Source organism: Streptomyces vulcanius (assembly GCF_042653945.1).
GTDB classification, from domain to species: domain Bacteria; phylum Actinomycetota; class Actinomycetes; order Streptomycetales; family Streptomycetaceae; genus Streptomyces; species Streptomyces mangrovi.
The window spans coordinates 13,303-38,090 of the sequence record NZ_JBHSFK010000033.1 but is presented as its reverse complement, the minus strand read 5'-3'; the positions used below and the strand labels follow the sequence as shown (position 1 = coordinate 38,090).

24 protein-coding genes are annotated in these 24,788 nt (G+C 71.3%); 7 read left to right on the top strand and 17 right to left on the bottom strand.

The features are described from left to right. Positions 1–25 precede the first annotated feature (25 nt). The gene (locus ACFPIH_RS38585) at positions 26–787 is read left to right on the top strand and encodes an SDR family oxidoreductase (protein WP_381182618.1); all 762 of its coding nucleotides are present in this window, start codon (positions 26–28) and stop codon (positions 785–787) included. A gap of 3 nt (positions 788–790) precedes the next feature. Here the strand turns inward: ACFPIH_RS38585 and ACFPIH_RS38580 are convergent, their stop codons facing one another. The 5 genes from ACFPIH_RS38580 to ACFPIH_RS38560 all read right to left on the bottom strand — a co-directional run bounded on the left by ACFPIH_RS38580 (position 791) and on the right by ACFPIH_RS38560 (position 7,071). Then, the gene (locus tag ACFPIH_RS38580; RefSeq protein ID WP_381182616.1) at positions 791–2,284 is read right to left on the bottom strand and encodes an SDR family NAD(P)-dependent oxidoreductase; all 1,494 of its coding nucleotides are present in this window, start codon (positions 2,282–2,284) and stop codon (positions 791–793) included. A gap of 101 nt (positions 2,285–2,385) precedes the next feature. Continuing rightward, the gene (locus tag ACFPIH_RS38575) at positions 2,386–3,708 is read right to left on the bottom strand and encodes a wax ester/triacylglycerol synthase family O-acyltransferase (RefSeq protein ID WP_381182614.1); all 1,323 of its coding nucleotides are present in this window, start codon (positions 3,706–3,708) and stop codon (positions 2,386–2,388) included. Between the two features lie 118 nt (positions 3,709–3,826). Further along, positions 3,827–5,047 carry a glucose-1-phosphate adenylyltransferase gene (glgC, locus tag ACFPIH_RS38570; RefSeq protein WP_381182612.1) on the bottom strand — a complete coding sequence of 407 codons (1,221 nt, stop codon included), beginning with the start codon at positions 5,045–5,047 and terminating at the stop codon, positions 3,827–3,829. Between the two features lie 53 nt (positions 5,048–5,100). Beyond that, positions 5,101–6,270, bottom strand: coding sequence for a glycogen synthase (glgA, locus tag ACFPIH_RS38565; RefSeq protein ID WP_381182610.1), 1,170 nt, complete (start codon positions 6,268–6,270; stop codon positions 5,101–5,103). 39 nt (positions 6,271–6,309) lie between these two features. Further along, complete coding sequence (locus ACFPIH_RS38560) at positions 6,310–7,071, bottom strand: (2Fe-2S)-binding protein (RefSeq protein ID WP_381182608.1); 762 nt, start codon at positions 7,069–7,071, stop codon at positions 6,310–6,312. Between the two features lie 227 nt (positions 7,072–7,298). On the opposite strand from ACFPIH_RS38560, the gene ACFPIH_RS38555 reads away from it, so the two are divergent. Further along, positions 7,299–8,768 carry a DMT family transporter gene (locus ACFPIH_RS38555; RefSeq protein WP_381182606.1) on the top strand — a complete coding sequence of 490 codons (1,470 nt, stop codon included), beginning with the start codon at positions 7,299–7,301 and terminating at the stop codon, positions 8,766–8,768. Here the strand turns inward: ACFPIH_RS38555 and ACFPIH_RS38550 are convergent. Then, on the bottom strand, positions 8,758–9,957 hold the full coding sequence (locus ACFPIH_RS38550) for a transglycosylase family protein (protein WP_381182604.1): 1,200 nt from the start codon (positions 9,955–9,957) through the stop codon (positions 8,758–8,760). The genes ACFPIH_RS38555 and ACFPIH_RS38550 overlap by 11 nt on opposite strands. A gap of 164 nt (positions 9,958–10,121) precedes the next feature. Between ACFPIH_RS38550 and gndA the strand changes: the two genes are divergently transcribed. Continuing rightward, positions 10,122–11,561, top strand: a complete 1,440-nt coding sequence (gene gndA / locus ACFPIH_RS38545; RefSeq protein ID WP_381182603.1) for an NADP-dependent phosphogluconate dehydrogenase — start codon at positions 10,122–10,124, stop codon at positions 11,559–11,561. Between the two features lie 312 nt (positions 11,562–11,873). Here the strand turns inward: gndA and ACFPIH_RS38540 are convergent, their stop codons facing one another. Genes ACFPIH_RS38540 through panD form a run of 3 tightly spaced genes read right to left on the bottom strand, consistent with a single transcriptional unit; the run spans position 11,874 to position 13,338 of the window. After that, the gene (locus ACFPIH_RS38540) at positions 11,874–12,536 is read right to left on the bottom strand and encodes an aspartate/glutamate racemase family protein (RefSeq protein WP_381182601.1); all 663 of its coding nucleotides are present in this window, start codon (positions 12,534–12,536) and stop codon (positions 11,874–11,876) included. A gap of 5 nt (positions 12,537–12,541) precedes the next feature. Then, a complete protein-coding gene (locus ACFPIH_RS38535; RefSeq protein ID WP_381182599.1) occupies positions 12,542–12,889 on the bottom strand; it encodes a GNAT family N-acetyltransferase in 348 nt (115 codons plus the stop codon). A gap of 29 nt (positions 12,890–12,918) precedes the next feature. Further along, the gene (gene panD, locus ACFPIH_RS38530) at positions 12,919–13,338 is read right to left on the bottom strand and encodes an aspartate 1-decarboxylase (RefSeq protein WP_381182597.1); all 420 of its coding nucleotides are present in this window, start codon (positions 13,336–13,338) and stop codon (positions 12,919–12,921) included. 1,499 nt (positions 13,339–14,837) lie between these two features. Here panD and ACFPIH_RS38525 point away from each other — a divergent pair. Next, positions 14,838–15,275, top strand: coding sequence for an ATP-binding protein (locus ACFPIH_RS38525; RefSeq protein ID WP_381182595.1), 438 nt, complete (start codon positions 14,838–14,840; stop codon positions 15,273–15,275). On the opposite strand, the gene ACFPIH_RS38520 is transcribed toward ACFPIH_RS38525, so the two are convergent. Beyond that, positions 15,193–16,083 carry a LysR family transcriptional regulator gene (locus ACFPIH_RS38520; protein ID WP_381182593.1) on the bottom strand — a complete coding sequence of 297 codons (891 nt, stop codon included), beginning with the start codon at positions 16,081–16,083 and terminating at the stop codon, positions 15,193–15,195. The two genes, ACFPIH_RS38525 and ACFPIH_RS38520, sit on opposite strands and share 83 nt — an antisense overlap. Positions 16,084–16,218: 135 nt before the next feature. Between ACFPIH_RS38520 and ACFPIH_RS38515 the strand changes: the two genes are divergently transcribed. From ACFPIH_RS38515 to ACFPIH_RS38505, 3 genes are all read left to right on the top strand, one after another. Further along, positions 16,219–16,677, top strand: a complete 459-nt coding sequence (locus tag ACFPIH_RS38515; RefSeq protein ID WP_381182591.1) for a nuclear transport factor 2 family protein — start codon at positions 16,219–16,221, stop codon at positions 16,675–16,677. A 212-nt stretch (positions 16,678–16,889) separates the two neighbouring features. Then, positions 16,890–17,732 carry an NAD(P)H-binding protein gene (locus ACFPIH_RS38510; RefSeq protein WP_381182589.1) on the top strand — a complete coding sequence of 281 codons (843 nt, stop codon included), beginning with the start codon at positions 16,890–16,892 and terminating at the stop codon, positions 17,730–17,732. 57 nt (positions 17,733–17,789) lie between these two features. Further along, entirely contained in the window at positions 17,790–18,173 is a 384-nt protein-coding gene (locus tag ACFPIH_RS38505; RefSeq protein ID WP_381182587.1) for a DoxX family protein, read from the top strand. Here the strand turns inward: ACFPIH_RS38505 and ACFPIH_RS38500 are convergent. From ACFPIH_RS38500 to ACFPIH_RS38470, 7 genes are all read right to left on the bottom strand, one after another. Next, complete coding sequence (locus ACFPIH_RS38500) at positions 18,110–18,637, bottom strand: transposase (RefSeq protein WP_381182585.1); 528 nt, start codon at positions 18,635–18,637, stop codon at positions 18,110–18,112. The two genes, ACFPIH_RS38505 and ACFPIH_RS38500, sit on opposite strands and share 64 nt — an antisense overlap. A gap of 440 nt (positions 18,638–19,077) precedes the next feature. Further along, complete coding sequence (locus ACFPIH_RS38495; protein ID WP_381182771.1) at positions 19,078–19,374, bottom strand: YciI family protein; 297 nt, start codon at positions 19,372–19,374, stop codon at positions 19,078–19,080. Between the two features lie 29 nt (positions 19,375–19,403). After that, entirely contained in the window at positions 19,404–20,783 is a 1,380-nt protein-coding gene (locus ACFPIH_RS38490) for a UDP-glucose dehydrogenase family protein (RefSeq protein ID WP_381182583.1), read from the bottom strand. Between the two features lie 58 nt (positions 20,784–20,841). Continuing rightward, entirely contained in the window at positions 20,842–21,771 is a 930-nt protein-coding gene (rarD, locus tag ACFPIH_RS38485; protein ID WP_381182581.1) for an EamA family transporter RarD, read from the bottom strand. Next, a complete protein-coding gene (locus ACFPIH_RS38480; protein WP_381182579.1) occupies positions 21,768–22,997 on the bottom strand; it encodes a pyridoxal phosphate-dependent aminotransferase in 1,230 nt (409 codons plus the stop codon). Before ACFPIH_RS38480 ends, rarD begins: the two co-directional genes overlap by 4 nt. Continuing rightward, on the bottom strand, positions 22,997–23,971 hold the full coding sequence (locus ACFPIH_RS38475) for a UDP-glucuronic acid decarboxylase family protein (RefSeq protein WP_381182577.1): 975 nt from the start codon (positions 23,969–23,971) through the stop codon (positions 22,997–22,999). The genes ACFPIH_RS38480 and ACFPIH_RS38475 overlap by 1 nt, the downstream gene beginning before the upstream one ends. Before the next feature lie 73 nt (positions 23,972–24,044). Continuing rightward, positions 24,045–24,779, bottom strand: coding sequence for an SDR family NAD(P)-dependent oxidoreductase (locus ACFPIH_RS38470; protein ID WP_381182575.1), 735 nt, complete (start codon positions 24,777–24,779; stop codon positions 24,045–24,047). Between the last annotated feature and the right edge of the window lie 9 nt (positions 24,780–24,788).

Sequence of the window (24,788 nt, the reverse complement as noted above, 5' to 3'; positions counted from 1 at the left end):
GAGACCGCCGTGAGACCGTACGCCGATGACGTCGTCGTACGGAGATCTGCGCGGCCGGGCCGCCGTCGTCACGGGCGCGACCCGGGGCATCGGACGGGCGGTGGCGCGGGCGCTCGCCGACGCGGGCGCCCGGGTGTGCGTGAGCGCGCGGGACGCCGACGAGGTGCGACGGACCGCCGCCGAGCTGGACGGGGTCGGCCTGGCCGGGAGCGTCGCGGACACAGACCATCTGCGGGAGCTGACCGATCTGTGCCTGTCGGCCTTCGGACGGCTCGACATCCTGGTCAACAACGCGGCGACGAACCAGCCCTACGGCACGCTGATGGACGCGGACGCGTTGGTGTGGCGCGACGCGTTCACCGTCAACGTCGAGGCGCCGCTACGGCTGACGCAGCACGCCTGGCACGGCTGGATGCGCGAGCACGGTGGTTCGGTGGTCAACATCTGCACGGAGGGCGCGGGGCATGTGGGCCCTGGCGTCGGGGCTTACGGCACCAGCAAGGCGGCCCTCCTGCACCTCACCCAGCAGCTCGCCGGCGAGCTCGGCCCGGGGGTACGCGTCAACTCGGTCTCCCCCGGCCTGGTACGGACGGAGATGGCCCGGTTCGTATGGGAGCCGGGAGAGAAGGACATAGCGGCGGGCCTGCCGCTGGGCCGGATCGGCGAGCCGGAGGACGTGGCGCAGGCGGTGCTGTGGTTGTGCTCGGACGCCGCGGGGTGGATCACAGGGGCGGATCTGCTGGTGGACGGCGGTACGAGCGTACGCCGGGCACGCACAACCCCCTAGTCGCTACCACTTACCCGGCGCGTAGTCCTTCAGGAAGACCCCGTACAGGTCCTCCCCCGCCTCCCCCCGCACCACAGGGTCATAGACCCGAGCCGCCCCGTCCACAAGATCGAGCGGCGCGTGGAACCCCTCCTCCGCGAGCCGCAGCTTGTCGTGGTGCGGCCGCTCGTCCGTGATCCACCCGGTGTCGACCGAGGTCATCAGGATGCCGTCGGTCTGGAACATCTCCTGCGCACTGGTCCGCGTGACCATGTTCATCGCGGCCTTCGCGGCGTTGGTGTTCGGATGCCCGGCGCCCTTGTAGCCACGGCCGAAGACGCCCTCCATCGCCGAGACGTTCACGATGTACGCGCGCCCGCTCGCCGTCTGGCGGGCGGCGAGCGCCATGGCCGGCCGGAGCTTGCTGATCAGGATGAACGGCGCCGTGTAGTTGCACAGCTGGGTCTCGAGGAGCTCCACCGGGGAGATCTGCTCGATGGTCTGCACCCAGGTGTTGGTGTCGACGACGTCGGGGACCAGACCGCCCGCGTCGATGGCGGTGCCGTCGAGATGCCGGGCGACACTGGCGTTGCCCGCGACCAGGGCGAGGTCGGCGACCTGCTGCGCGTCCAGGGCGCTGGACCCGAGGGGCAGCGCGGCGAGGCCGTCGACCGCGCCGGAGCCGAACGCGCCGATGACGTGGTGGGCGGGCAGTTCGCCGGCGGGCAGCGGGGCGCTCTCGCCGGCGACCAGGGCGGCGTAGGCGGAGGGCAGCCGGCGTACGGTCTGCGTCGCGTTGTTGATCAGGATGTCGAGCGGGCCCGCCTCGGCGACCTGGTCGGCGAGGGCGACGGCCTGCGCGGGGTCGCGCAGGTCGATGCCGACGACCTCCAGGCGGTGGATCCAGTCGGCCGAGTCGTCCATGGCCTTGAAGCGGCGGATGGCGTCCTTGGGGAACCGGGTGGTGATGGTGGTGTGCGCGCCGTCGCGGAGCAGTCTGAGCGCGATGTACATGCCGATCTTGGCCCGCCCGCCGGTGAGCAGGGCGCGCCTGCCGGTGAGGTCGGTGCGGGCGTCGCGGCGGGCGCGGTTCTCGGCGGCGCAGTCCGGACAGAGCTGGTGGTAGAAGTAGTCGACCTCGACGTACCGGGCCTTGCAGGTGTAGCAGGAGCGGGGCCGCCGGAGTACCCCCGCGATCCTGCCCTCCTCGGTGACCGACGACGGCAGGATGCCCTCGGTCTCGTCGTCGATGCGCTGGGCGGAGCCGGTCGCGGTGGATTCGGTGACCGCCTTGTCGTGGGCGGTCTTGGCGGCCCGGCGCTCCTGGCGGCGGCGCTGCTTCACGGTGCGGTAGACACCGGCGGTGGCCCGGCGCACGGCGATCGCGTCGGGGTGGTCGACCTCGAGCTTGTCGAGTTCCTCGAGCACTCCGAGGCAGACGGCGAGCCGCTCGGGGTCGATGCCGGGCCCGTACACGACCTCTTCCGTGATCGCCGAGCCGTCCTCTGTCACCGTCATCGCGCTGCCGTTCCTGGTCGCCGAGCGGCGCTCCTGACCGCGACCGCTTTCGAACGCGGAATTCTACGGAGCGCCGGGCCCCTCCTCCAAACCAGTTCCGGTCAGGAACCGCAGGCAGTGATGAGGGTCTCCACCTCGGCGGTCAGGGCGTGCGCGAACCGGTCGAGATCGGGTACGGCCTCGGCGTCGGCGACCAGCCCGTAGTGGACGCGGTCGCGGTAGGTCGAGACGGCGACCGCGAGGGACTGGCCGCGGGCCAGCGGGGCGTAGGGGAACACCTCGGTGACCGGGTTGCCGCCGAGTTTCAGACCGAAGCCGGGCAGCGGCACGCTGGTGACGAGGATGTCGAACCAGAGCCGGGCGGCCTGGCTCACCAGCGGGCCGCCGAGCCGGTGGCCGAGGGCCGGGACGTGGTCGGCGAGCAGGGCGACGGCCCCCGCGCCCCGGCCGGGTCCGGCGTCCTTGTTGCGGTCCATGGCGGTGCGGACCTGGGCGAGCCGGCCGAGCGGGTCCGGGTCGTCGACGGGAAGCCGTATCAGGTACCCGGAGAGCCGGTTGCCCTGTGGGTGGGCTGTGCGCGGCCGGCGCTTGGACACGGGGATCAGCGCGCGCGGGCGCACACCCCCGCTGCCGTCGCCGCGCTCGTCCAGCCAGCGGCGCAGGGCGCCCGCCACGACCGCGATGAGGACGTCGTTGACGGTGCCGCCGACGACCTTGCGGACGCGGTGCACGTCGTCGAGGTCGAGGACCACTCCGGCGGTACTGCGGGTGCCGGTGGGTGCGGCGGCGAGCGCGGCGCTGGAGCGTACCCCCAGGGTCGATACGGCGAGGGAGGCGCCGATGTCGAGGGCGCGCCCCACGTCGGAGACGGCGCCGCGCAGCAGCCCGGGGATTCTGCGCACGTCGGGGACGAGCCCGCGCGCGGGCTCCGCCGGGCGGGGGCGGCGCGCGGGCAGGTCCATGGGGTCGAGGATCGCCGCGGCCAGGGTCAGGGCGCGCAGGCCGTCGGCGAGGGCGTGGTGGAACTTGAAGAGGACGGCGAAGGACACGCCGTCCTCGCCCGGCAGCACATGGGCCTCCCACGGCGGGCGGGCGCGCTCCAGCGGGCGTCCCATCAGCCGGCCGGCCTCGGCCTGGAAATCGGCGGTGGCGGCGTGCAGACAGACGTGGTGCAGGGGGTCGAAGCCGGGGTCGGGCTCGCGCACGGCGCTGCCGAACGCGAGCGGCTGCCACACGTCCCGGATCCGCATGCGCAGTCCGGGGACGGCCGCCGCGCGGGCGGCGAGCAGGTCGGCCGCGTGGGCGGCCGCGGTGGGCGAGTCCGCGGAGAAGACACCCAGCGCCCCGAGATGCATGGGGTGCTGGGGGGTCTCGATGTTCCAGAACGCCAGGTCGAGAGGTGCCAACAGGTGATCGGCGGTCAAGGGCTTGCCTCTCCTCGGCGACGATGGAGGAAGACGACGGGTGGAGAAGCAGTCAACCCTCTTGCGGCGATTACGGTCAAGTACGAACTCGCTACGCTGAGTTAACAGGGGATTAAGTTCAGGACACCCGCTGGCCCTTCCCCAGGGCGATCACGCCGCCTCTGGAGACGGTGTACAGCTCCGCGTCCCTTTCGGGATTCACGCCGATGGTCGCACCCGGCGGGACCTCGACGTTCTTGTCCAGGACCGCCCCGCGCACCACCGCGCCGCGTCCGATGCGCACGTTGTCGTGCAGGATCGCCCCCTGCACCATCGCGCCCGGGTCGACCACGACGCCCGGGGACAGCACGGACCGGGTGACCTGACCGCGGATCAGACAGCCCGCGCTGATGATCGACTCGCTGGCCATGCCGCCGGAGTTGAAGCGGGCCGGGGAGAGCTGGTTGGCGTGGGTGTAGATGGGCCAGCTGCGGTTGAACAGGTTGAAGGCCGGGCGCTCGGCGATCAGGTCCATATGGGCGTCGTAGTAGGCGTCGAGCGTGCCGACGTCCCGCCAGTAGCCCTGGTCGCGGGTGGTCTCGCCGGGGACGTGGTTGTCCTTGAAGTCGTACAGCTGGGCCTCGCCGCGCGCGGTGAGCTGCGGCAGAATCGATCCGCCCATGTCGTGCACGGAGTCCTCGTCCTCGGCGTCCCGCTGGAGTGCCTCGATGAGGGCCTTGGTGGTGAAGATGTAGTTGCCCATCGAGGCGAACACGGTCTCCGGGTCGTCCGGGAGGCCGGGCGGGTCGGTGGGCTTCTCCAGGAAGCTGTCGACCGTCTGTCCGTCGGATCCCGGGGTGATCACCCCGAAGGCGGAGGACTCGGTGCGCGGGACGCGGATCCCGGCCACCGTGACGCCCGCGCCGCCGTCGATGTGCTGGGCGAGCATCTGGCGCGGGTCCATGCGGTACACGTGGTCGGCGCCGAACACGGCCACGTACTCGGGCCGTTCGTCGTAGATGAGGTTCAGCGACTGCAGGATGGCGTCGGCGCTGCCCAGGTACCAGCGTTTGCCGAGGCGCTGCTGGGCGGGGACGGGCGTGACGTAGTTGCCGAGCAGACTGGACATCCGCCAGGTGGTGGTGATGTGCCGGTCCAGCGAGTGCGACTTGTACTGCGTCAGCACACAGATGCGCAGGATGTCGGCGTTGACGAGATTGGACAGAACGAAGTCCACGAGCCGGTACGTGCCGCCGAACGTGACCGCTGGTTTGGCGCGGTCCGCGGTGAGTGGCATCAGACGTTTGCCCTCACCGCCCGCGAGTACGATGCCGAGCACCGAAGGTCCGCCACGACGCATGGCCGCTCCCCTCACCCTGTATGGAACCCATGGATGCCCCGCCGCGGGGCTCGCTACGCCTTTTTGACGATCTCCTCGTAGAGCCGGACCGTACGGCGTGCGATCGCGTCCCAGCCGAACTCTCCCTGCGCGCGGACCCGGCCGGCCTCACCCATCCGGCGCGCGGCCTCCGGGTCGCCGAGCAGCGCGTCCAGCGCCCGGGTCAGTCCCGCCTCGAAGGCCGTGTGGTCCCCGTGGTCCTCGTCGACGTCCACGAGGGTGCCGGTCACTCCGTCCTCGACGACCTCCGGGATGCCGCCGACCCGGGAGGCCACGACGGGAGTGCCGCACGCCATCGCCTCCAGGTTGACGATGCCGAGGGGTTCGTACACCGAGGGACAGACGAACACGGCCGCGTGCGTGAGGAGCTGGATCACCTCGGGGCGCGGCAGCATGGTCGGGATCCAGTGCACGCCGTCGCGGGCGCGGCTCAGGTCCGCGAAGAGGTCGCGGAACTCCTTGTCGATCTCCGGCGTGTCGGGGGCGCCCGCGCACAGCACGACCTGGGCCGCCGGGTCGATGTCCCGGACGGCGCGCAGCAGATGGGGCACGCCCTTCTGGCGGGTGATCCGGCCGACGAACAGCACGTACGGGCGGTCCGGGTCGACGCCGGCGCGAGCGAGGGCGTCGGTGCCGTGGTCGGGCCGGTACAGGTTGGTGTCGATGCCGTTGTGCACGACGTGCACCCGGTCCGGGGCGAGCGCCGGGTAGGTGGTGAGGATGTCCTCGCGCATCGCCGCCGATACGGCGATCACCGCGTCGGCGGCCTCCACCGCGGTCCGCTCGGCCCAGCTCGACAGGGCGTACCCACCGCCGAGTTGCTCGGCCTTCCAGGGGCGCAGGGGCTCCAGCGAGTGCGCGGTGACGACGTGCGGGACGCCGTACAGCTGCTTGGCGAGGTGGCCGGCGAGGTTGGCGTACCAGGTGTGGGAGTGGACGAGTTCGCGGCCCTCCAGGGCGGCGGCCATGGCGAGGTCCACCGAGAAGGTGCGCAGGGCCTCGTTGGCGCCGTCCAGGGCCGACCAGGGGCGATGGCGGAGTACCCCGTCGCTGCGGCCCTCGCCCCAGCAGTGCACGTCGAGGTCGACGAGCCGCCGCAGCTCCTTGGCGAGGAACTCGACATGGACACCGGCACCGCCGTAGACGTCCGGGGGATACTCCCGGGTCAGCAGTCCCACACGCACCCGGAACCCCCCATGGTCAGCGGCCGGTCCCTTTCATGGTCACCCAGACGGGACGTTCGGGGAAGAGCGCGGGGGTCGTGTGAAACAACAGTCCCCACAGACACCCCCTCCGGGCACCCGATAGTAGAGGCAGCAACTGCGGCGCCGGAAGGCGGGTCCTGCCGCCGTCCGGGTGCGGGTGCCGGTGTCCGTCAGGAGGGGGTGCGCGAAGAGTTCGGCGGTGAGGTCACGCGCGCGTGCGGCGGCGTCGGGGCGGTCGTGGGCGTGCGCCCACAGCTCCAGTTGGCGGGCGGTCGCGGCCAGGGCGGAGGCGGCGTTGCCGCGCAGCAGACCCGGGGCGACGGGGTGACGGGCGCGCAGGGCGGCCGACAGGGGCTCCAGATGCCCGTCCAGGACGGCCGACGCGACGCTCGCGGCGTCGCCGGGCAGGGACCGCACCTCGGTGAGCCACAGGTCGTCCGGGGCGCTGCCGTCCGGGTCCCAGAGCAGCAGCCGCGGATCGAGGTCGGGGATCCGGCCGTACAGGGCGGCACAGCCCAGCGCCGCCGACCAGAGCCGGGCCGCGAGGCCCTGCTGGGCCACGGAGGCCCCGATGCGCTCCTCGGGGGCCCGCAGCGCCCGGTTCACCTTGCGGACACGGAAAGTCAGCGGATCTCCGTAAACATCCGACGACCGGTGTTCATAGACGTGTGCGAGTGTGGGGAGCGGGCGCGGCGGGTCTCTCGTGGGGTCTCCGACGACGTGCAGGCGGAAGAAACCGCCGAGGGGGCGCAGCGCGGCGAGATCGGGGTCGAGGTCCACGAAGTGCAGTAGTACCAGGGGGAACCGGCGCCGAGATCAGGCGGATCCCTGAGAGGTCACCCCTCTGAGGGAGGAGGGTGGGCCTTTCGTACTCCATCGGCAGTATGACTCATTGGGTGCTCAGGTACGACGACGGGAACAGATTCACAAGGCATCGTGTTGGTTATGAGAGCCGACCGTTCGCCGCGCAGGGTTCCGCGCCCTGGCCTCACGCAGAGGAGCAGCTCATGAGCGCCCTCGCGTTGTCCGTGGTCCTGTCGTTCGTGTCCGCCGTGGCGTATGCCGGCGGGGCGATCGTGCAGGAGCAGGTGGCGGTGTCCTCCCCGGACGAGAGCTACGCGCCGCTGCGCCGGGCGAGCTGGTGGGCGGCGATCGCGCTGAACGGCCTGGGCGGCCTGCTGCACGTGGTGGCGCTCGCCTACGGCCCCCTGAGTCTGGTCCAGCCGCTGGGCGCGCTGACCATCGTGTTCGCGCTGCCCATGGCGGCGCTGTTCGTCGGCCGCAAGGCCGGGTCGACCGCCTGGCGGGGCGCGATCATGGCGACCGTGGGCCTGGCCGGTCTGCTCTCCCTGGTCGGCGCCTCCGACGCGCAGTCCCTGAGCGCCGCGCAGCGGATCGGTGTCGCGGTGGTCACCGGCGGCGCGGTGGTCGCGCTGATGGTCGCCGGGCGGGCCGCTCACCGGCACCCGGCGGTGCGCAGCGTGCTGCTCGCGACGGCCTCCGGCATAGCCTTCGGCATGTCGTCGGTGTTCACCAAGACCGTGACGGTCGACTGGACGGGCGGGGTCGCGGCGGCCGACCTGCCGGTCCTCGCGGCGATCGGTGTCTTCGCCGTCGCGGGCGTGCTGCTCTCCCAGGCCTCCTACAAGGGCGCCGGCCTCGCGGCCCCGCTGGCCACGCTGACGGTGGTCAACCCGGTGGTGGCGGCGGCGATCGGCCTGACGATGTTCGGCGAGACGTTCCGCTACGGCTCGACGGGCACGATGCTCGCGCTGGGCTGCGGTGTGGTGGCGGCGGGCGGACTGATCCTGCTGACCACGGAACGACTGCACGGCGGCACGGCCACGGCGACGCCGGGCACGGAGGCCGGGGCGCCGACGGCGGTGCCTGCGGAGGCTACGGCGGTTGCAGCGGCGGGTGCCGAGATCACGGGTACGGGCCGCGCCGGGGTGCGGCTCCCGGCGATGCGACGGGTCGCGGCACCGGACGACGAGGTGACGGTGGACGCCGGCCGGGGTGCCTCGCGCACGTCTGCCGATGGGCGCAACACCGAGTTCACGGTCACGGCGACCGGCGGCGGCCGGGAGGCCAGGTTCACGTCGGCCGCTGGGCGGGACACCGAGTTCGCGTCGGCCGGTTCCCTGACGGCGGCCGGCGCATTCGCGGCCGACGGCACCACGGCGGCGGAAGCCCTCACGTCCGACGGCCGGGACGCGCTCACGGCGCTGGCGGCGAAGGCGTTGCCGTCCGGCGGCGTGGACCGGGGCGGGCTGACGGCGGCGGAGGCGCTGGTGGCGGCGGACGTCGTGGCGGCGGCCGAGGGCCGGGACGCCTTCGTGCCCGCCGCCGTACCGGCCCTGCCCGGCCCCGCGGCCGGGGAGCTTCCGGTCATCCTCGCCGGACCGTTCTACAGCGCGGCGTACATCCCGATGCCGGTCGTGAACCGGCATCGGGTACGGGTACGCGTCAAATCCTGACGCCGCCGGCGCGCAGATACGCCACCGGGTCGACGTCCGACCCGAAGCCGGGCCCCGTCCGCACCTCGAAGTGCAGATGCGGGCCCGTGCTGTTGCCGGTGGAGCCCGAGCGGCCGATGCGCTGTCCGCCGCCCACCGACTGGCCGTCCCGTACGGAGATCGCCGACAGGTGGGCGTACTGCGTGTAGCGGCCGTCGGAGTGCCGGACGACCACCTGGTATCCGAAGGACCCGCCCCAGCCCGCGCTGACCACCGTGCCCGCCGCGACCGCCTTCACGGAGGTGCCGGTCGGCACGGGGAAGTCGACGCCGGTGTGGTAGCCCTTCGACCAGGAGGAGCCCGTCGCGTGGTACGGCGTGCCGGTGGCGGCGGAGACGGGCGCGACGAGCGAATGGCCGGATCGTGTCTTGCCTTCCTTGCCGTCGTCGTCCTTCGCGGTCCGGGGCTTGGTGGTCTTGCCGGTCTTGGGGGCCGACTGAGTCTTGCCAGTCTTACCGGGCTTGGTGGCCGCGGCGTTCGTCTTCAGCCGCTGGCCGGGCAGGATCAGGTCGGGGTCGGCCCCTATGGTGCTCCGGTTGGCCGCGTACAGCTTCCGCCAGCCGCCCCTGACGTCCTGCTCGTCGGCGATCTCGGAGAGGGTGTCGCCGCGGACGACGGTGTACATCTCGGCGGTGCCGGCGCGGGACTGGGGGGTGCTCTGGGGCTGTACGTCCTTGAGCGACGTCTTCGCCGTCTGTCTGGACCTGCCCGCCGACTCACCCGACGCCTTCTTCGTCGCCGTGCCGGCCGGGTGGATGTCGGGGGTGCCGCCGCCCCGGGTCAGCCCCGCCTGTCCCGAGCACACCGGCCAGGCGCCGGGCCCCTGACCTTCGAGGACCTTCTCGGCCACGGCGATCTGCTGGTCCTTGGTGGCCAGGTCGGCGCGCCCCGCGTACTGCTTGCCGCCGTACGCCTCCCAGGTGGACTGGGTGAACTGCAGGCCGCCGTAGTAGCCGTTGCCGGTGTTGACATGCCAGTTGTTGGTGGACTCGCACGCGGCGACCTTGTTCCAGGTGTCCACGTCGGCCGCCTGCGCGACCCCGGCTCCGATGAGCGGTATCGCCATGCCGGCGCCGCCCGCCGTGACGGTGAGTGAGGCCCGGTTGATCCTGTTGGGCTGATACCGGCGGTGCCGACCGCGTACGGCCATGGGGTCCCCCTCGACATGCTTCAGGAGTGGCAAAAATTACGGGCTGCTCACAGGCCGTGACAAGACCACAATCGGCCGCCCCGGGTTCCCCACGAACGGGGGAAAACCCGCAAGGATGGCCCAGGAAGAAGAACGACGGGCACCACCCCTAGGAGCCAACCCCTATGAGCACTTCAGCCCAGATCGGCGTGACAGGCCTCGCGGTCATGGGCCGCAACCTGGCCCGCAACTTCGCCCGCAACGGCTACGCGGTCGCGCTGCACAACCGGACCGCGGCGCGGACGCACGCCCTGGTGGAGGAGTTCGGGCACGAGGGCGAGTTCGTGGCGGCCGAGACCGCCAAGGACTTCGTCGCGGCGCTGGAGCGTCCCCGCCGTCTGGTGATCATGGTGAAGGCCGGTGAGCCGACGGACGCGGTGATCCAGGAGTTCGCGCCGCTCCTCGAAGCCGGCGACATGATCATCGACGGTGGCAACGCGCACTTCGCGGACACCCGGCGCCGGGAGAAGGCGCTGCGCGAGCAGGGCATCCACTTCGTCGGCATGGGCGTCTCCGGCGGCGAGGAGGGCGCGCTGCACGGCCCGAGCATCATGCCGGGCGGCCCGAAGGAGTCGTACGACTCTCTCGGCCCGATGCTGGAGAAGATCTCCGCGAAGGCCACGGACGGCGCGCCGTGCGTGACGCACGTCGGCCCGGACGGCGCCGGTCACTTCGTGAAGATGGTCCACAACGGCATCGAGTACGCCGACATGCAGCTGATCGGCGAGGCGTACCAGCTGCTGCGGGACGTCGCCGGGTACACGCCGGCGCAGATCGCGGACATCTTCCGGACCTGGAACACCGGCCGGCTCGACTCCTACCTGATCGAGATCACGGCGGAGGTCCTGTCCCACGTGGACGCGGCGACCGGGAAGCCGTTCGTGGACGTGGTCGTGGACCAGGCGGAGCAGAAGGGCACGGGCCGCTGGACGGTCCAGATCGCCCTCGACCTGGGCGTGCCGGTGTCCGGCATCGCGGAGGCGGTGTTCGCCCGCTCGCTGTCCGGCCACGCGGCGCTGCGGGACGCGTCCCGCGGGCTCGCCGGACCCACGGCGTCCCCGCTGAGCGAGGCGGAGGCGGGGGCCTTCGCCGACCGCGTCGAGCAGGCGCTGTACGCGTCGAAGATCGTGTCGTACACGCAGGGCTTCCACGAGATCGCCGCGGGCAGCGACGAGTACGGCTGGGACATCGACCTCGGCGCGGTCTCCGCGATCTGGCGCGGCGGCTGCATCATCCGCGCGGCGTTCCTCGACCGGATCCGCGCGGCGTACGACGGCCGGGCGGACCTGCCGAGCCTGCTGTCGGACGAGACGTTCGCCCGCGAGATCGCCGCAGCGCAGGACGACTGGCGTGAGGTGATCGTCGCCGCGACCCGGCAGGGGGTGCCGACGCCCGGGTTCTCCGCGGCTCTGGCCTACTACGACGGGCTGCGCGCCGAGCGGTTGCCTGCGGCGCTTACGCAGGGGCAGCGGGACTTCTTCGGTGCGCACACGTACCGGCGGGTGGACCGCGAGGGGGCGTTCCACACGCTGTGGGGCGGGGATCGGTCCGAAGTGGGTGCGTAGCGCCTAGTGGGTGGGGTGGTTCCGTAGGGGCGCGGGTGCGGGTGCGTGGGGGGTTGTTCGCGCCCGCGCGGCGGAGCCGCATATCGCTGCTGCCCCGCGCCCCTTCAGGGCGTTGTTCTCGTCGTCAGCTGAGGGGTGGGCCCGGCTCCGGGACGGGGGTCGGGTCCGGGACGGGTGGGGGTGGCTTCGGGGTCGGCGGGGGGTCGGGGGGTGGCACGGGAGTGGGGGGTGGTACCGGAGTGGGGTATGGGTCGGGGGTTCCGGGGTCGGGGTGGGTCATGGTGTCCTCCGGCCGGTGGGCTGGGCTCTGGACTACTCCCCCGCGTACCCGGTGGTGCCCCGGGCACTCGCCCGGACGACGGCCGCCGCAAGGCCCGTACGGGGGCTGGACAGGACCGGGATCGAGGTGGTCGTCAGGGCCTGGGCGGGGGTCATGGAGCCCTGGGCGAGGACGATCGCGTCGGCGTCGGTGACCGCGTCGGCGACGACGGCGATCCGGCGGGCGTACGCCTCGGTGTCGCCCGCCGCGAAGTGGGACCAGGCGCCGTCGGCCAGGAGGGTGCGGACGGTGACGGAGCGGCCGGAGCCGGCGGCCTCCCGCTCGATCAGGGCGGCCGTCGGGCCGAAGGTGCTCTCCACGGTCGCCAGGACGACGATCCGCTCCCCGGCGGCCACCGCGGCGGCGGCCATGGGGCGGTCGACGCGCAGGACGGGCACACCGACGGCCGGGGCGGCCCGCTCGGCGACCTCGCCGATGGTCGAGCAGGTGCAGAGCACCGCCCTGGCGCCGTCGGCGGTGGCGCGGGCGAGTGCGGATCGCACGTCGGCCGCGACCGCCTCGGGGCCGTGTTCACGTGCCCGGGCCAGCAGGCTCTCGTCGACCAGGTGAAGCAGTTCCAGGTCCGGGTGGTCCTCGTCGCGCAGGGCGTCGAAGACCGGGACGTGGGCGGGCGAGGTGTGCAGAAGGGCGAGCATCCGGATCAGAACCGGCCGGGGTGTGCGCGCAGCCAGTCCTTGGCCGCGCTCAGCAGCTCGGGGTCGGCCGCCGGGGCCTCCTCGGGGTGCCGGGCGGCCCACTTGACGACGTACGGGCAGAGCGGGGCGACGGGGACGCCCTCGCGCGCGGCGATGGCGTACAGCTCGCGTGCCAGGGATCCGGCGATGCCCTTCCCCTCGTGCGCGGGCTCGACGATGGTGTGCACCGGAACGAGGGCCGGCCGGGGCGACTCCAGGACGAAGTACTCGATACGGCCCACGACTTCGTGCCCGTCCCCCAGGGCCTCGAGGCGGCCCGCCGGCCGGTCGTCACGGATCTCGATGTCGCTCATGGGCACTCCCGATGCGGTGGGTACGGCGGTCAGACGGGCACCGCGGAGGGGCTGCGCTCCTGGTCGGTACCCGGTACCGGCTCCGAGGGGTCGGCACCCAGGGCCACGATCCGGTTGGCGCGGTCCACATGCACCACCCGCGGCGACAGCGCCCGTGCCTCGGCGTCGGTGACCTGAGCGTAACTGATGATGATCACCAGGTCTCCGGGGTGCACAAGGTGGGCGGCGGCCCCGTTGATGCCGACGACCCCCGAGCCGCGCTCACCCTCGATGACGTACGTCTCCAGCCGGGCCCCGTTGGTGATGTCGACGATGTGCACGAGCTCACCGGGCAGCAGATCGGCGGCGTCCAGCAGATCGGCGTCGATGGTCACCGATCCCACGTAGTGCAGGTCGGCCTGGGTGACGGTGGCGCGATGGATCTTGGACTTGAACATGGTACGAAGCATGGAGAAGCTCCCGTTTTGTCTGCTCCCTGCCCGCTTATTGCAGGTCAAGGGCGTTCTCCGGAGACTACAACGCTTCGCATGTCCGGTCAGCTGTCACCAGGTGTTCCAGAACTCACACTGACCCGTTGCTGACGTCCTGGCGCATCGCCATGGATCAGCTGACTCAAGCCCATCCGTGGCGTCGCCCGGTGTGGGCGTCGGCAGCCTCAGCCGCCGGCAGACGACCGAGCGGACCCGGCCGGAGGCGAGCGTCGCCCGGGCCGAGCGCGTTCTCGTCGAGATCGACCAAGCCGCCGCCGCAGGTGCGGCGGGGTGCCCGGTCGATGACGAGGAGTCCCAGCTTTGGTGCGGGCTGTGCGGCAGCGGCGCAACACCGGGTCGGAACTTCGGACTGCTGGACAGGACGACGCCGGCGGCGACGGTCCAGCGCGTCGCGAGCGTCCCTCGACAACCCCCCGCCCATCTCGCAGCCGTCCATGGCCAACCGACCGCGCGGCGCGGCCACCACGGGAACGTCCTCGTCCCGTCCGCACAGGACGAGATCGGTCATCGTCATGGCTGCCCACCCGTTCGTCTGCAGAAGCTGCACCGCAGGAACGCCTCCCCGGCTGCGGCAGAAGCGCGCAAGCAGGAGCGGGTGGCCGTACGGCCATCGGGGTGGGTCCGAACTGCCTGTCGCAGGGACGTTCCAGGCCGGCCAGGTACACGGCAGCCTGGCTGAGGCCGTCGGTTCCGTGTGCGGAACGCAGTCCGTTCCTGTCCCGAGCCGTGTCCGTGCCGCCTTGGTGTCCTGGACGAGGAGAATCCGCCATGCCCGCCTTTCTGTCTCCCGGCGTCCACGTCGAGGGGGCGGCCAGTGACTCGCGTCCCAGCCCGCCAATCCCCCGGCCGACGGATCCCGGGTCCCAACGCCCCTGGGTCACCTTGCTACGAGTGCCACGAGCTCGGCACGGTCCGGGGTCCTCCTACGCCAATACGGTGCAACCACCCCGCAGTCGGCTCCGAAGACCTTCGCCATACCGCTATGGACGAATCGTCCTCCACCAAGCGGGCTCACTCTGGCGATCAAAGCCCCCAGTCCCGTACCCCAAAAGTGCTGCCCCGGAGGTGAGCGCCGGCGTCGCGGCGGCCGGAGTTTCGTCGACGGGGACCCCGGCCGCCCTGCACGTGGTGCGGGCCCGCACCGCCCACGGCTGGGTACCCAGCCGCTCCAGCTCGTCCAGGCCGCACATCGGAGCTGGGCGCGACCCGACCGGCGTCACACGGTGTTTGGCATGCGGGTCCGTCCAGCTTCTCTCTCCCCTCGGATGAGCCGGCCCGCGCCGGAATCCTCCGACGCCCCGGACCAAGTCGCGAGGGGGTACACGCTTGCCCAGCCGTCGTCGCTGTAGGCGCAGCGGCCCACGTGCGTGTGGGTCCAGCATCGTCCCACCGTGGCTGCCCACGGCGTCGACCGCTGTCTTCGGGGGTCGGCCGGGACCGTCTGAAAGGCTGACACGATGGTGACGCGATCGCGTGTCCCGGGGCGCGGTCGTGAATGCGAGCAACTCGAGGAGTTACTGGATGCCGTGCGCGGTGGTGAGAGCCGGGCGTTGGTGGTCCGGGGCGAGCCAGGCGCGAGAAAGACCACGCTGCTCGAGTACTTGGTCGATCAGGCACGGGGATTCCGGATAGCCCGTGTCACGAGTATCCAGTCCGAGATGGAGCTGGCCTTCGCCGGACTGCATCGACTGTGCGGACCCATGCTGGACCGGCGTCATCGCCTTCCGCCACGCCGGGGCCGCGCGGGCGGGACTGCGGCGGACGTAGCGGCCGGGTTGGGCCCGTGCCCCCGGTCGCTGCCCGTTGTCGCTGTCACAGTGCGATGGGGCCGAGGCCGGCGGCGGTTTGGGCCAGTGCGCGGATGGTGGGGCTGTCAGCGGTGGTACGCCAGGTGAGCACCCATTCGAGGGTGGGGGCGTCATGGAGGGGCAGGAAGACGATGCCGGGGGGCTTGTTGTAGCGCGCGGCGATTTCGCCCAGCGGGTGGACGCAGCGTCCGGCAGCGACGAGGGAGAGGATCTCGTGGAAGGTCCGCGCGGCAGGCCCGCGTGGGATACGGCGGCCGAGCGGGGTACGGGTGGGGACCATGGAGGCGACCCAGTACTCGGGGGCTTCGGGGCCGAGGTCGACGACGTGGTTGTCGGCGAGGTCTTCCAGGGACGCGGTGCCGCGTTGGGCGAGCGGATGGTCCGCGGCCACGGCCAGCACGCGGCCTCCGGTGAGCACGGTGGGGCCGACCGTGAGGTCCGGTTCGGCGACGGGCAGCCACAGCACGTGCGCGTCGTGCTCTCCGGTGCGCAGGGCGGTGAACGCGTCGTTGGCGTTGATTTCGCGGAACTCGATGTCGCTGCCGGGGTAGCGGGTGCGGAACGCGTCGACGAGGGGACGTAGTTCGTGTCCGGCGTGGCCGAAGACGCCCAGCCGCAGGGTCCGGCCCGCGCCCGGGCCGGCTGCTTGGGCGCGGGCGAGTCCTGCGTGGAGGAGGTCGAGGGCCTGCTGGAGGTCTTCACGCAGGCGCCGGCCGACAGGGGTCAGGGCCACGCGTCGGCTGGTGCGATCGAACAGGGCCACGCCGAGGCGTCGTTCTTGCATGCGGATGGCCTGGCTGACGCGGGCCTGGGACACGTGAAGCCGTTCGGCGGTGCGGCCGAAGTGCAGCTCTTCCGCCAGCGTCAGGAAGATCTCGATGTCACGCAGCTCCATACATAATCCCCACGTTATGGATAGCTCCACGGACTCTACATTGTTCCAGCGCTGACCTGCATCGATGCTGGACACATCACCCACCGGGCAGGCGACAGACGCCTGACCGACCCATCGACAAGTCAGGGAAACCCGATGAGCGCTCTGCAGGCCGTCGTCGATCGCGTCGAGATCGAGGCACTGCGCGCCGAGGTCACCGACGCGGTGATGATGCGCGACTTCGACCGCGTCGCCTCGCTGTTCACGCCCGACGGCGCCGTGCGATGGCCACACATCGACAAGGAGTTCGTCGGCCGCGAGGAGATCCGCGCGGGGATCGAGTGGGGGCAGGGACTGTGGGAGTTCTTCGTGCAGAACGCCCACCCCGGCGTCGTCCGGCTCGACGGCGACACCGCGGTCGGGCGCGTGTACATCCAGGAGTTCGGTCGGATGCACGACGGCAGTTCGCACCTGAACCACGCCCTCTATCACGACCGCTACCAGCGCACCTCCGACGGCTGGAAGTGCAGCGAACGCGTCTACGAGGTCAGGTACCTCGACTCCGCCCCGCTCACGGGCTCACCGCCCCGGCACCTGGGGCACAGGCGCGTCTGACGACCACCGACGGGCCGACCGGGACGTGCGTCAACCACCTGGCCGCGTCGTGTGGCGACCGCCCTTCCCCGAGTCCGTGGACACCTGTTCTCAAGCACCCGACCCGCCCGGGCCGGCTCGCCATGACCGACGACCGGCGCATGCCTGCATCCTCCGCATCAACCGAACTCAGCATCAACCGAACTCAGCATCAGCCAAAGGGGAGAACCGTCATGATCCTGATCACTGGAGCCAACGGCGTCGTCGGGCGTCAGGTGATGAACCTGCTGCTGCAGGAGGGCACGGCCGTCACTGCGGTCACGCGCGGCCCCGGCTCGGCCGCGCTCCCGGACGACGTCCAAGCCGTCAGCGGCGACCTGTCTCGCCCCCAGTGGATCGAGGCGGCGCTGGAAGGAGTGGAGGCCCTGCAGATCAGCCCGCGCGCCACCGGCCCGCGACTTGGCGAACTCCTGCGGATCGCCGTCAAACAGGGCGTGCAGCGTGTGGTGCTGCTGTCGGCCACCACCGTGGAGCATCCCGCAGGGGAAGCCCGCTTCGCCGCCCAGTTCCAGCACGCCGAGGACCTCGTCTGCGGCTCCGGCCTGGACTGGACGGTCCTGCGCCTGGCCGACTTCGCGGCCAATGCACTCGCCTGGGCGCCCCAGATCAGGTCCGGCGACGTGGTGCGCGGCGCGTACGGCCGAGCCGCCACCTCGCCCATCCACGAAACCGACATCGCGGCCGTCGCCGCACGAGCCCTCCGCGGCAGCGTTCCCACGGGGTCGATCCACACACTGACCGGGCCGCAGTCACTGGACCAGATGGAGAAGGTGCACCTCATCGGAGCCGCCCTCGGCCGGGCACTGTCCTTCCAGGAGCTCCCGCCGGAGCACATACGCCAGGGCATGCTCGCGCAAGGGCTGCCCGCGGAGGTCCCCGACCGCCTGCTCGGCTCCCTGGCCGACTACGCCCACCGCCCAGGACCCACCACCAGCACCGTGGAAGACCTGCTGGGCCGACCCGCGCACACCTTCGCCGACTGGGCACGCGACAACGCACCCGCCTTCGGCGGCTGATTCCCCGCCGATACCCACGACACCGCACTCACCTCGCACAAGACTGAGAGTCCACCCATGAACCTCGCTCTTTGGATCGCCGCCGGACTGCTGACCGCTATCGCCCTGGCCGGCGGCATCAGCAAGACCTTCATCCCCAAGGCGAGACTGGCCGCGCAGCACGGCGGGGAATGGACGAAAGACGTAAGCACCGGCTTCATCAAGACCCTCGGGGTCCTCGAACTCCTGGCCGCAGTCGGCCTGATCCTGCCCGCCGTGCTCGACATCGCACCGGTCATGGTGCCGGTGACGGCCGTCTGCTGGATCGCCCTCATGGTCGGTGCCATGATCACCCACGGTCGCCTCGGTCAGTCCAAACTGGTGCTGCTCAACACGGTCTATCTCGCGCTTGCCGTCTTCATCGCGTGGGGCCGCTTCGGCCCCTGGTCCTTCGGCAGCTGACAAAGGCCGTCGGCCTCTCGCACCGGTGTCGTCGGTTCCCACCTCGGCTGCAGGCGCGCGTCCGCGCCCCGCGCCGAGGTGGCGTCAGCTCCGTGCCCTTGAGGCTGGGTGCGGGGGTCGAAGCGCAGCCGGGTGAACACAATCCGGTGCAGGGCCGCGTTGGCCTGCCGGTCGCCACCGTGGTCGAGCCGACGCGAGCTGCGCTGGCCGGAGGAGTACTCGATGGGGCTGACTCCGCACAAAGCGGCGAAGGACGCCTCGGTGTTCAGCCGCTCGGGATTGACTCCCATGGTGATCAGGAGAGTGACGGCGCTGTCCAGGCCGATACCCACCGGTATGAGCAGTTGCGGGGCGTGGCGTTCGACGAGCCGGGTCAGGCGCCGGTTCAGCTCATCGATCTGTCCGGTGAGCTGCTCGATGCGCTGGGCCAGCAGGCTCAGGGTGATGTGGGTGGCCCGGGCCACGGCGTCCTCATCGCCCTCGCCGTCTTGGCCGTCGAGCGGCTGAGGCGCGCGCAGGTGCGGAACGGTTCGCGGTTGCCCAGGCTGGACAATCGTTCCCGCAGGGCCGGCCCTTGGCGAGTTTGAACATCCGGGCGCTGTGCACCGGACCGTCGCCAGTTTTGGCGCGGGCCCTGGCGCGACCGCTGAGTACGGCCCGCGCAGCAGCCTGCGCATCGAGCGGGTCCGACTTCCCGAGCAGACGGCGGGCCGTGCGGTCGGGCCGGTTCACTTCGTACACCTGGACGTCCTGAGCCAGCAGATAGCGGGACAGGCCCGCACCGAGATACCGGTGCCCTCTACACCGGCCCGGCGCACCGCCCCAGCTTGCGGGCCCGGACAAGCAGCCGACGGTAGCCGGACGCCGTGGCCGGAAAGGGCTCGGTGCCCAGGACCCTCCCGTGTCATGGGTTTCCGCGGAGGAAGGCGTCGCCGACCCGCACGCGGACGATTTCGACGCGGCGCCATACGTCCGAGACGGCGTACGGTTCGATGGCCAGCCACGCGTCCAGTTCGGCACGCGACGGGTAGTCGAGGATCAGCACTGAGCCGATCATCCTGCCGTCGTCGTCGACGATCGCCGAGCCGTGGAGCATCCGCCCCTCGGCGGTGAGTTTCGCTCCCAGCTCCAGATGGCGTTCGCGGACCGCGAGCCGCCGGTCCTGCGCACCGGGGTCGGTGCCGTCGTACCCCGTGACCATGAACTGCACTGTGCCTCCTGTCCGGGTGGTTACGGGCGGCCGAGTGCCCGGAACGTCCAGCCGGCGGCACGCCACCGGGCCGCGTCCAGGGCATTGCGGCCGTCGACGATCCGCTGCCGTGCCACCGTGCCGCTCAGCTCACCGGGGTCGATGTCCCGGAACTCCGCCCACTCGGTGAGGTGCAGCACCGCGTCGGCCCGGTAGGCCGCCTTGCCGACCGAGTCGGCGAAGGCCAGCGCCGGGAACGCCTTGCGCGCGTTGTCCGTCGCCTTGGGGTCGTAGACGGTCACCTCGGCGCCCTCGCGCTGGACCCGGTCGGCCACCGCGAGCGCCGGCGAGTCGCGGATGTCGTCGGAGTCGGGTTTGAAGGCCGCGCCGAGCACAGCGATCCGCCGCCCCCGGAAGGCCCCGCCGACGAGTTCCCTGGCCAGGTCGGCCACTGCGGTGCGCCGCCGCAGATTGACCTCGTCCACTTCGCGCAGGAACCGCACGGCCGGGCCGACGCCCAGTTCCTCGGCCCGCGCCATGAACGCGCGGATGTCCTTGGGCAGGCAGCCCCCGCCGAAGCCGACCCCTGAGCGCAGGAACCGGCCGCCGATCCGCGGGTCGTACGAGAGCGCCTCCGCCAGCCGCGCCACGTCCGCCCCGGCCACCTCGCACACCTCGGCCATGGCGTTGATGAACGAGATCTTCGTCGCCAGGAACGAGTTGGCCGCGACCTTGACCAGCTCCGCGGTGGCCAGGTCGGCGACCACCAGGGGCACCGGTTCGGAGCCGTCCCGCGGGTCGAGCAGCGGCGCGTAGACCTCGCGCAGCAGCCGCTCGGCCCGGTCCGACGCGACACCGAGGACCAGCCGGTCCGGCCGTAGGGTGTCCCGCACCGCGAAGCCCTCGCGCAGGAACTCCGGGTTCCAGGCCACTTCGGCGTCCCGTCCCACCGGGGCCAGCTCCGCGAGCCGGGACGCCAGCCGTTCGGCCGTGCCGACCGGCACGGTGGACTTGCCCACCAGCAGACACGGGCGTCGCAGATGCGGGCCGATTCCTTCCACGACCGCGTCCACGTAGGCCAGTTCGGCGCCCGGCCCGTCGGCGCGCTGCGGGGTGCCCACGCAGGAGAAGTGCACCTCGGCGAAGCCGGCCACCTCCTCGTACGAGGTGGTGAACCGCAACCGCCCCGAGGCGAGCTGTTCGCGCAGGAGCGCTTCGAGTCCGGGTTCGTAGAACGGGAGCCGGCCCGCCGACAGAGCCGTGACCTTCTCGGTGTCCACGTCCATGCCCAGCGTCTCGAACCCGAGCGCGGCCATGCAGACCGCGTGGGTGGCCCCGAGATATCCGGTGCCGATCACGGAGATACGGCGCTCGGGGGGTATCAGCGGCGCCGGAGCGCCGGAGTCGGTTGCGTTCCTCATGGCAGAACTCCTCGGCATCGTCTCACTGTTCGGGGTGGGTGCGGGCACGTCAGCCGACCTACTGACCCCTCGCGACGGGCTCGGGCGCGGGCGCGGCAGCCGCCTTCTCCGTGGACCGCCTGCGCAGCCCGTCCGCGCTCAGCAGTACCAGGGCGATCCAGATCAGGACGAATCCGCTCCAGCGTGAGGCGGGCATCGCCTCGTGGAACAGCAGGACACCGATCAGCAGTTGCAGCACCGGAGTGAGGTACTGCAGCAGCCCGATCGTGGTGAGGGGGATCCGCCGGGCGGAGGCCGCGAACAGCAGAAGCGGGCCCGCGACCGTCACCCCGCCCACGGCGAGCAGCACCGGGTGCCACGGCGCGTCGTCGGTGAACGTCCCGTGCCCGGTGGCCACGTAGACGGCCAGACCGGCTGCGGCCACCGGGCCCAGGGTGAGCGACTCGGTGGTCAGTCCCACGACCGCCCCGACGTCTCCGCCCACCTGCTTCTTGATCAGCCCGTAGAGGGCGAACGAGCCGGCCAGGACCAGCGCGATCCACGGCAGCCGACCGTAGTCGACGGTGAGGACGGCCACGGACAGCACCCCCAGGGACACCGCCGCCCACTGCAGGGGGCGCAGCCGCTCGCGCAGGACGAGCACCGCGAGCGTCACGGTGACCAGGGGGTTGATGAAGTACCCCAGCGACGCCTCGATGATGTGGCCGGAGTTGACGGCGTAGACGTAGCAGCCCGAGTTCACCGCGAGCACACCGGCCGCCCCCGCCAGGGTCGCCACGCGCCGCCGGTCGCGGAGCAGTGTGCGCAGTTCGCGCACGGCTCCGGAGACCCTGGTGATCAGCAAGCACAGCGGCAGTGTCCACAACAGCCGGTGCAGAAGGATCTCCAGTGCGCTGGAGCTCTCCAGGAGCCGGAAGTACAGCGGGAACAGGCCCCACAGGGTGTAGGCGGCGACCCCGAACAGGAGCCCTTGGCGTGAGGTGTTCATTTCGCTGTCTGCCCGTTCCTTCTCGCTGTCGCGAGGGCGCCTCGGGGGCGGAAGCGGCTGATCCGCCGACATGCCTCCTCAAGGACGTCGTCCTCCTTGGCGAAGCAGAACCGCAGCAGCCCCTCGCCGGTCCCGCCCCGGTAGAAGGCGCTGCCCGGCACCGATGCCACACCGCCGTGCTCCAGGAGCGCGACCGCCGCGTCGTGGGCGGTGGCGAAACCCCAGTCGGTGACATCGGCGAGGACGTAGTACGCCCCGTCCGGCACGATGGGCGACATCCCGGCCTCGGTCAGCGCGCCGCACAGCCTGTCACGTTTGCGCTGGTAGTCCGAGGCCATCCGGGCGAAGTACGTGGACGGCAGTGAGAAGCCCGCCAGCACGCCGTGCTGCAGGGGGTTGGGCGCGCACACGTAGTACAGGTCGTTGACCAGGGCAATCGCCTGGGACAGCGGTTCGGGTGCCACCGTGTAGCCGAGCCGCCAGCCGGTGATGCTGAACGTCTTCGACAGCCCCATGATGGTGACCGAGCGGGACCACAGGCCACCCACCGCGGCGGGCGAGAGGTGCGGCCGGCCGTCGTAGCGGATGTACTCGTAGATCTCATCGCTGATGACGAGCAGGTCCCGATCGTGGGCGACCCGCGCGACCGCCTCCAGTTCGGCCCGGCAGAACATCTTGCCGCTGGGGTTCGACGGGGTGCACACCACGATGGCGCGGGTGTTGGGGCGCAGCGCCGCCCGCAGCGCCTGCTCGGTGAGGGTGAACTCCGGTGGCGCCAGGGTGAGGAACTGCGGTTCGAGCCCGGCGATCACCGCGCCGTTGACGTGGTAGCCGTAGTACGGCTCCATGATCAGGATGCCGTCGCCGGGGTTGAGGAGCGCGTTGACCGCTGCGGCGTACCCGCCGGTCGCGCCCACCGTGACCACGATCTCGCCGTCGGGCCGGGCCTGGAGGTCGTTGTCGCGCGCCACCTTCTCCGCGATGGCCCGGCGCAGGGCGAGGTGGCCCTCGGGATAGGTGTAGATGCTGTCGTTGCGGTCGATGGCCGCCTTGGCCGCGCCGGCGACGGCCGGAGGGGTCGGCAGGTCGCAGATCCCCTGGCCGAGGTTGATGGCCCCGGCCCGGTCGCTCTCCCGGCTCATCCGGCGGATGTCGGACTGGGCCAGGCCGCGCAGCCGGTCCGCGACGAAGTTCATCGTCGTCGTGGGGTGGTCTCTTCGCGTCATCAGGAGGTCCCCTGCTGTCCCACGAGGAGTTCGGTGGCGGGCACGCCGGCGAAGTGGGCGATGGTGCGGCGCAGCCCCTCCTCCAGGTCGATCTTCGGTTCCCAGCCGAGCAGGGCGCCGGCCCGGGAGATGTCGGGGCGGCGGCGTGTCGGATCGTCCTCGGGGAGCGGGTGGAAGGCCAGCTGTGACGACGAGCCGGTGAGCCGCTTGATCTCCTGGGCGATGCGCTCGACGGTCGTCTCCTGCGGGTTGCCCAGGTTGACCGGCTCGGGGCCGGTGCCGGTGCCGGTGGCCATGAGGCGGACGATGGCCTCGACGAGGTCGTCGACGTAGCAGAAGGACCGGGTCTGGCTGCCGTCGCCGTAGATGGTGAGGGGCTCGCCGCGCAGCGCCTGCACGGTGAAGTTCGACACCACCCGGCCGTCGTTCTCGTGCATGCGCGGCCCGTAGGTGTTGAAGATCCGCCCCAGCCGGACTTCCACGCCGTACTGTCGGGCGAAGCTCACCGCGAGCGCCTCCGCGCAGCGCTTGCCCTCGTCGTAGCAGGCCCGGACGCCGATGGGGTTGACGTGCCCCCAGTAGCCCTCGTGCTGGGGGTGCACCTCGGGGTCGCCGTACACCTCGGAGGTGGAGGCGATGAACAGCCGGGCGCCGGTCTCGCGCGCCAGCTCCAGGGTGTTCAGGGTGCCTTGCACACAGGTTCTGATAGTGCGCACCGGGTTCCGCTGGTAGTGCACGGGCGAAGCCGGGCAGGCGAGGTGGTGGATCTCGTCGATCTCGATGTGGAAGGGTTCGGCGACGTCGTGCCGCGCGAACTCGAAGCGGGGGTGCTCCAGCAGGTGGCCGATGTTGCGCCGCCGCCCGGTGAAGAGATTGTCCATGCAGACGACCTCGTGGCCGTCGGCGAGAAGCCGTTCGCAGAGGTGTGACCCGATGAAGCCGGCCCCACCCGTGACAAGAACGCGTTTGCGCATCGGGGGTTGACCTTTCACCACGCAATGAAGTGACGGGGCAGTGGAGTGGCACCGATCGCCGCAGGCGGTACGGCTACCGCATGAAGAGGCCGCCGTTGCAGTCGATCGTTTCTCCGGTGACGAAGGTGCTGTCGATCAGGTACTCGACGGTGCGGGCGACGTCCTCCACCGTGCCGGTCCGCTTCAGTGGGGTGTTCTCGATGAACTGCTTCATCTTCTCCGCGGAGGTGACGCGCTCGTGGAAGCGGGTGTCGATGATTCCGGGCGACACCGCGTTGACCCGGATGTGCGGGGCCAGCTCATTGGCGGCGCCCCGGGTGAAGGCGTCCATGGCGGCCTTGGAGGCCCCGTAGGCGGTCGCGGTCGGTGCTCCGTGGCGCATGGCGATCGAGGTCATGTTGATGACACACGGGTGGCTGCCCTTGCGCAGCAGCGGGGTGCACAGACCGGTCAGCCGCATCGCGGAGAACGTGTTCAGCGCGAACGTGGCGGCGAGGTGGTCCCAGGCCAGACTGTCCACTGACTGCCGCTCGATCATTCCGCCCGCGTTGTTGACCAGGGCGTCCAGCGTGTCGGTGTGCTCTCTGATCTCCTCGAACAGCGCCGAACAGCCCGCGTCCGAGGTCAGGTCGGCCTCGACGACATCGACCCCGGCGCCCACCGGCGCGAGTTCTTCCTGCAGGGCGAGGGCGTCCGTCTTCGACGTGTGGTACTGCAGAATGAGCCGGTTCCCGGGTGCCAGCCGCCGTGCGGTCGCCGCCCCGATGCCCATTCCGGCACCCGTGATCACGATGGTCTTCTTTGGCATGTGCTCATC

What these genes read in the sequence shown, in the direction of transcription:
- ACFPIH_RS38585 (WP_381182618.1), top strand. Translation starts at nt 26, where the DNA reads ATGACGTCGTCGTACGGAGATCTGCGCGGCCGGGCCGCCGTCGTCACG.
- ACFPIH_RS38580 (WP_381182616.1), bottom strand. Translation starts at nt 2,284, where the DNA reads ATGACGGTGACAGAGGACGGCTCGGCGATCACGGAAGAGGTCGTGTAC.
- glgC (WP_381182612.1), bottom strand. Translation starts at nt 5,047, where the DNA reads ATGCGTCGTGGCGGACCTTCGGTGCTCGGCATCGTACTCGCGGGCGGT.
- ACFPIH_RS38555 (WP_381182606.1), top strand. Translation starts at nt 7,299, where the DNA reads ATGAGCGCCCTCGCGTTGTCCGTGGTCCTGTCGTTCGTGTCCGCCGTG.
- ACFPIH_RS38550 (WP_381182604.1), bottom strand. Translation starts at nt 9,957, where the DNA reads ATGGCCGTACGCGGTCGGCACCGCCGGTATCAGCCCAACAGGATCAAC.
- gndA (WP_381182603.1), top strand. Translation starts at nt 10,122, where the DNA reads ATGAGCACTTCAGCCCAGATCGGCGTGACAGGCCTCGCGGTCATGGGC.
- ACFPIH_RS38540 (WP_381182601.1), bottom strand. Translation starts at nt 12,536, where the DNA reads ATGCTCGCCCTTCTGCACACCTCGCCCGCCCACGTCCCGGTCTTCGAC.
- ACFPIH_RS38535 (WP_381182599.1), bottom strand. Translation starts at nt 12,889, where the DNA reads ATGAGCGACATCGAGATCCGTGACGACCGGCCGGCGGGCCGCCTCGAG.
- panD (WP_381182597.1), bottom strand. Translation starts at nt 13,338, where the DNA reads ATGCTTCGTACCATGTTCAAGTCCAAGATCCATCGCGCCACCGTCACC.
- ACFPIH_RS38525 (WP_381182595.1), top strand. Translation starts at nt 14,838, where the DNA reads ATGGTGACGCGATCGCGTGTCCCGGGGCGCGGTCGTGAATGCGAGCAA.
- ACFPIH_RS38520 (WP_381182593.1), bottom strand. Translation starts at nt 16,083, where the DNA reads ATGGAGCTGCGTGACATCGAGATCTTCCTGACGCTGGCGGAAGAGCTG.
- ACFPIH_RS38515 (WP_381182591.1), top strand. Translation starts at nt 16,219, where the DNA reads ATGAGCGCTCTGCAGGCCGTCGTCGATCGCGTCGAGATCGAGGCACTG.
- ACFPIH_RS38510 (WP_381182589.1), top strand. Translation starts at nt 16,890, where the DNA reads ATGATCCTGATCACTGGAGCCAACGGCGTCGTCGGGCGTCAGGTGATG.
- ACFPIH_RS38505 (WP_381182587.1), top strand. Translation starts at nt 17,790, where the DNA reads ATGAACCTCGCTCTTTGGATCGCCGCCGGACTGCTGACCGCTATCGCC.
- ACFPIH_RS38495 (WP_381182771.1), bottom strand. Translation starts at nt 19,374, where the DNA reads ATGGTCACGGGGTACGACGGCACCGACCCCGGTGCGCAGGACCGGCGG.
- ACFPIH_RS38490 (WP_381182583.1), bottom strand. Translation starts at nt 20,783, where the DNA reads ATGAGGAACGCAACCGACTCCGGCGCTCCGGCGCCGCTGATACCCCCC.
- rarD (WP_381182581.1), bottom strand. Translation starts at nt 21,771, where the DNA reads ATGAACACCTCACGCCAAGGGCTCCTGTTCGGGGTCGCCGCCTACACC.
- ACFPIH_RS38480 (WP_381182579.1), bottom strand. Translation starts at nt 22,997, where the DNA reads ATGACGCGAAGAGACCACCCCACGACGACGATGAACTTCGTCGCGGAC.
- ACFPIH_RS38475 (WP_381182577.1), bottom strand. Translation starts at nt 23,971, where the DNA reads ATGCGCAAACGCGTTCTTGTCACGGGTGGGGCCGGCTTCATCGGGTCA.
- ACFPIH_RS38470 (WP_381182575.1), bottom strand. Translation starts at nt 24,779, where the DNA reads ATGCCAAAGAAGACCATCGTGATCACGGGTGCCGGAATGGGCATCGGG.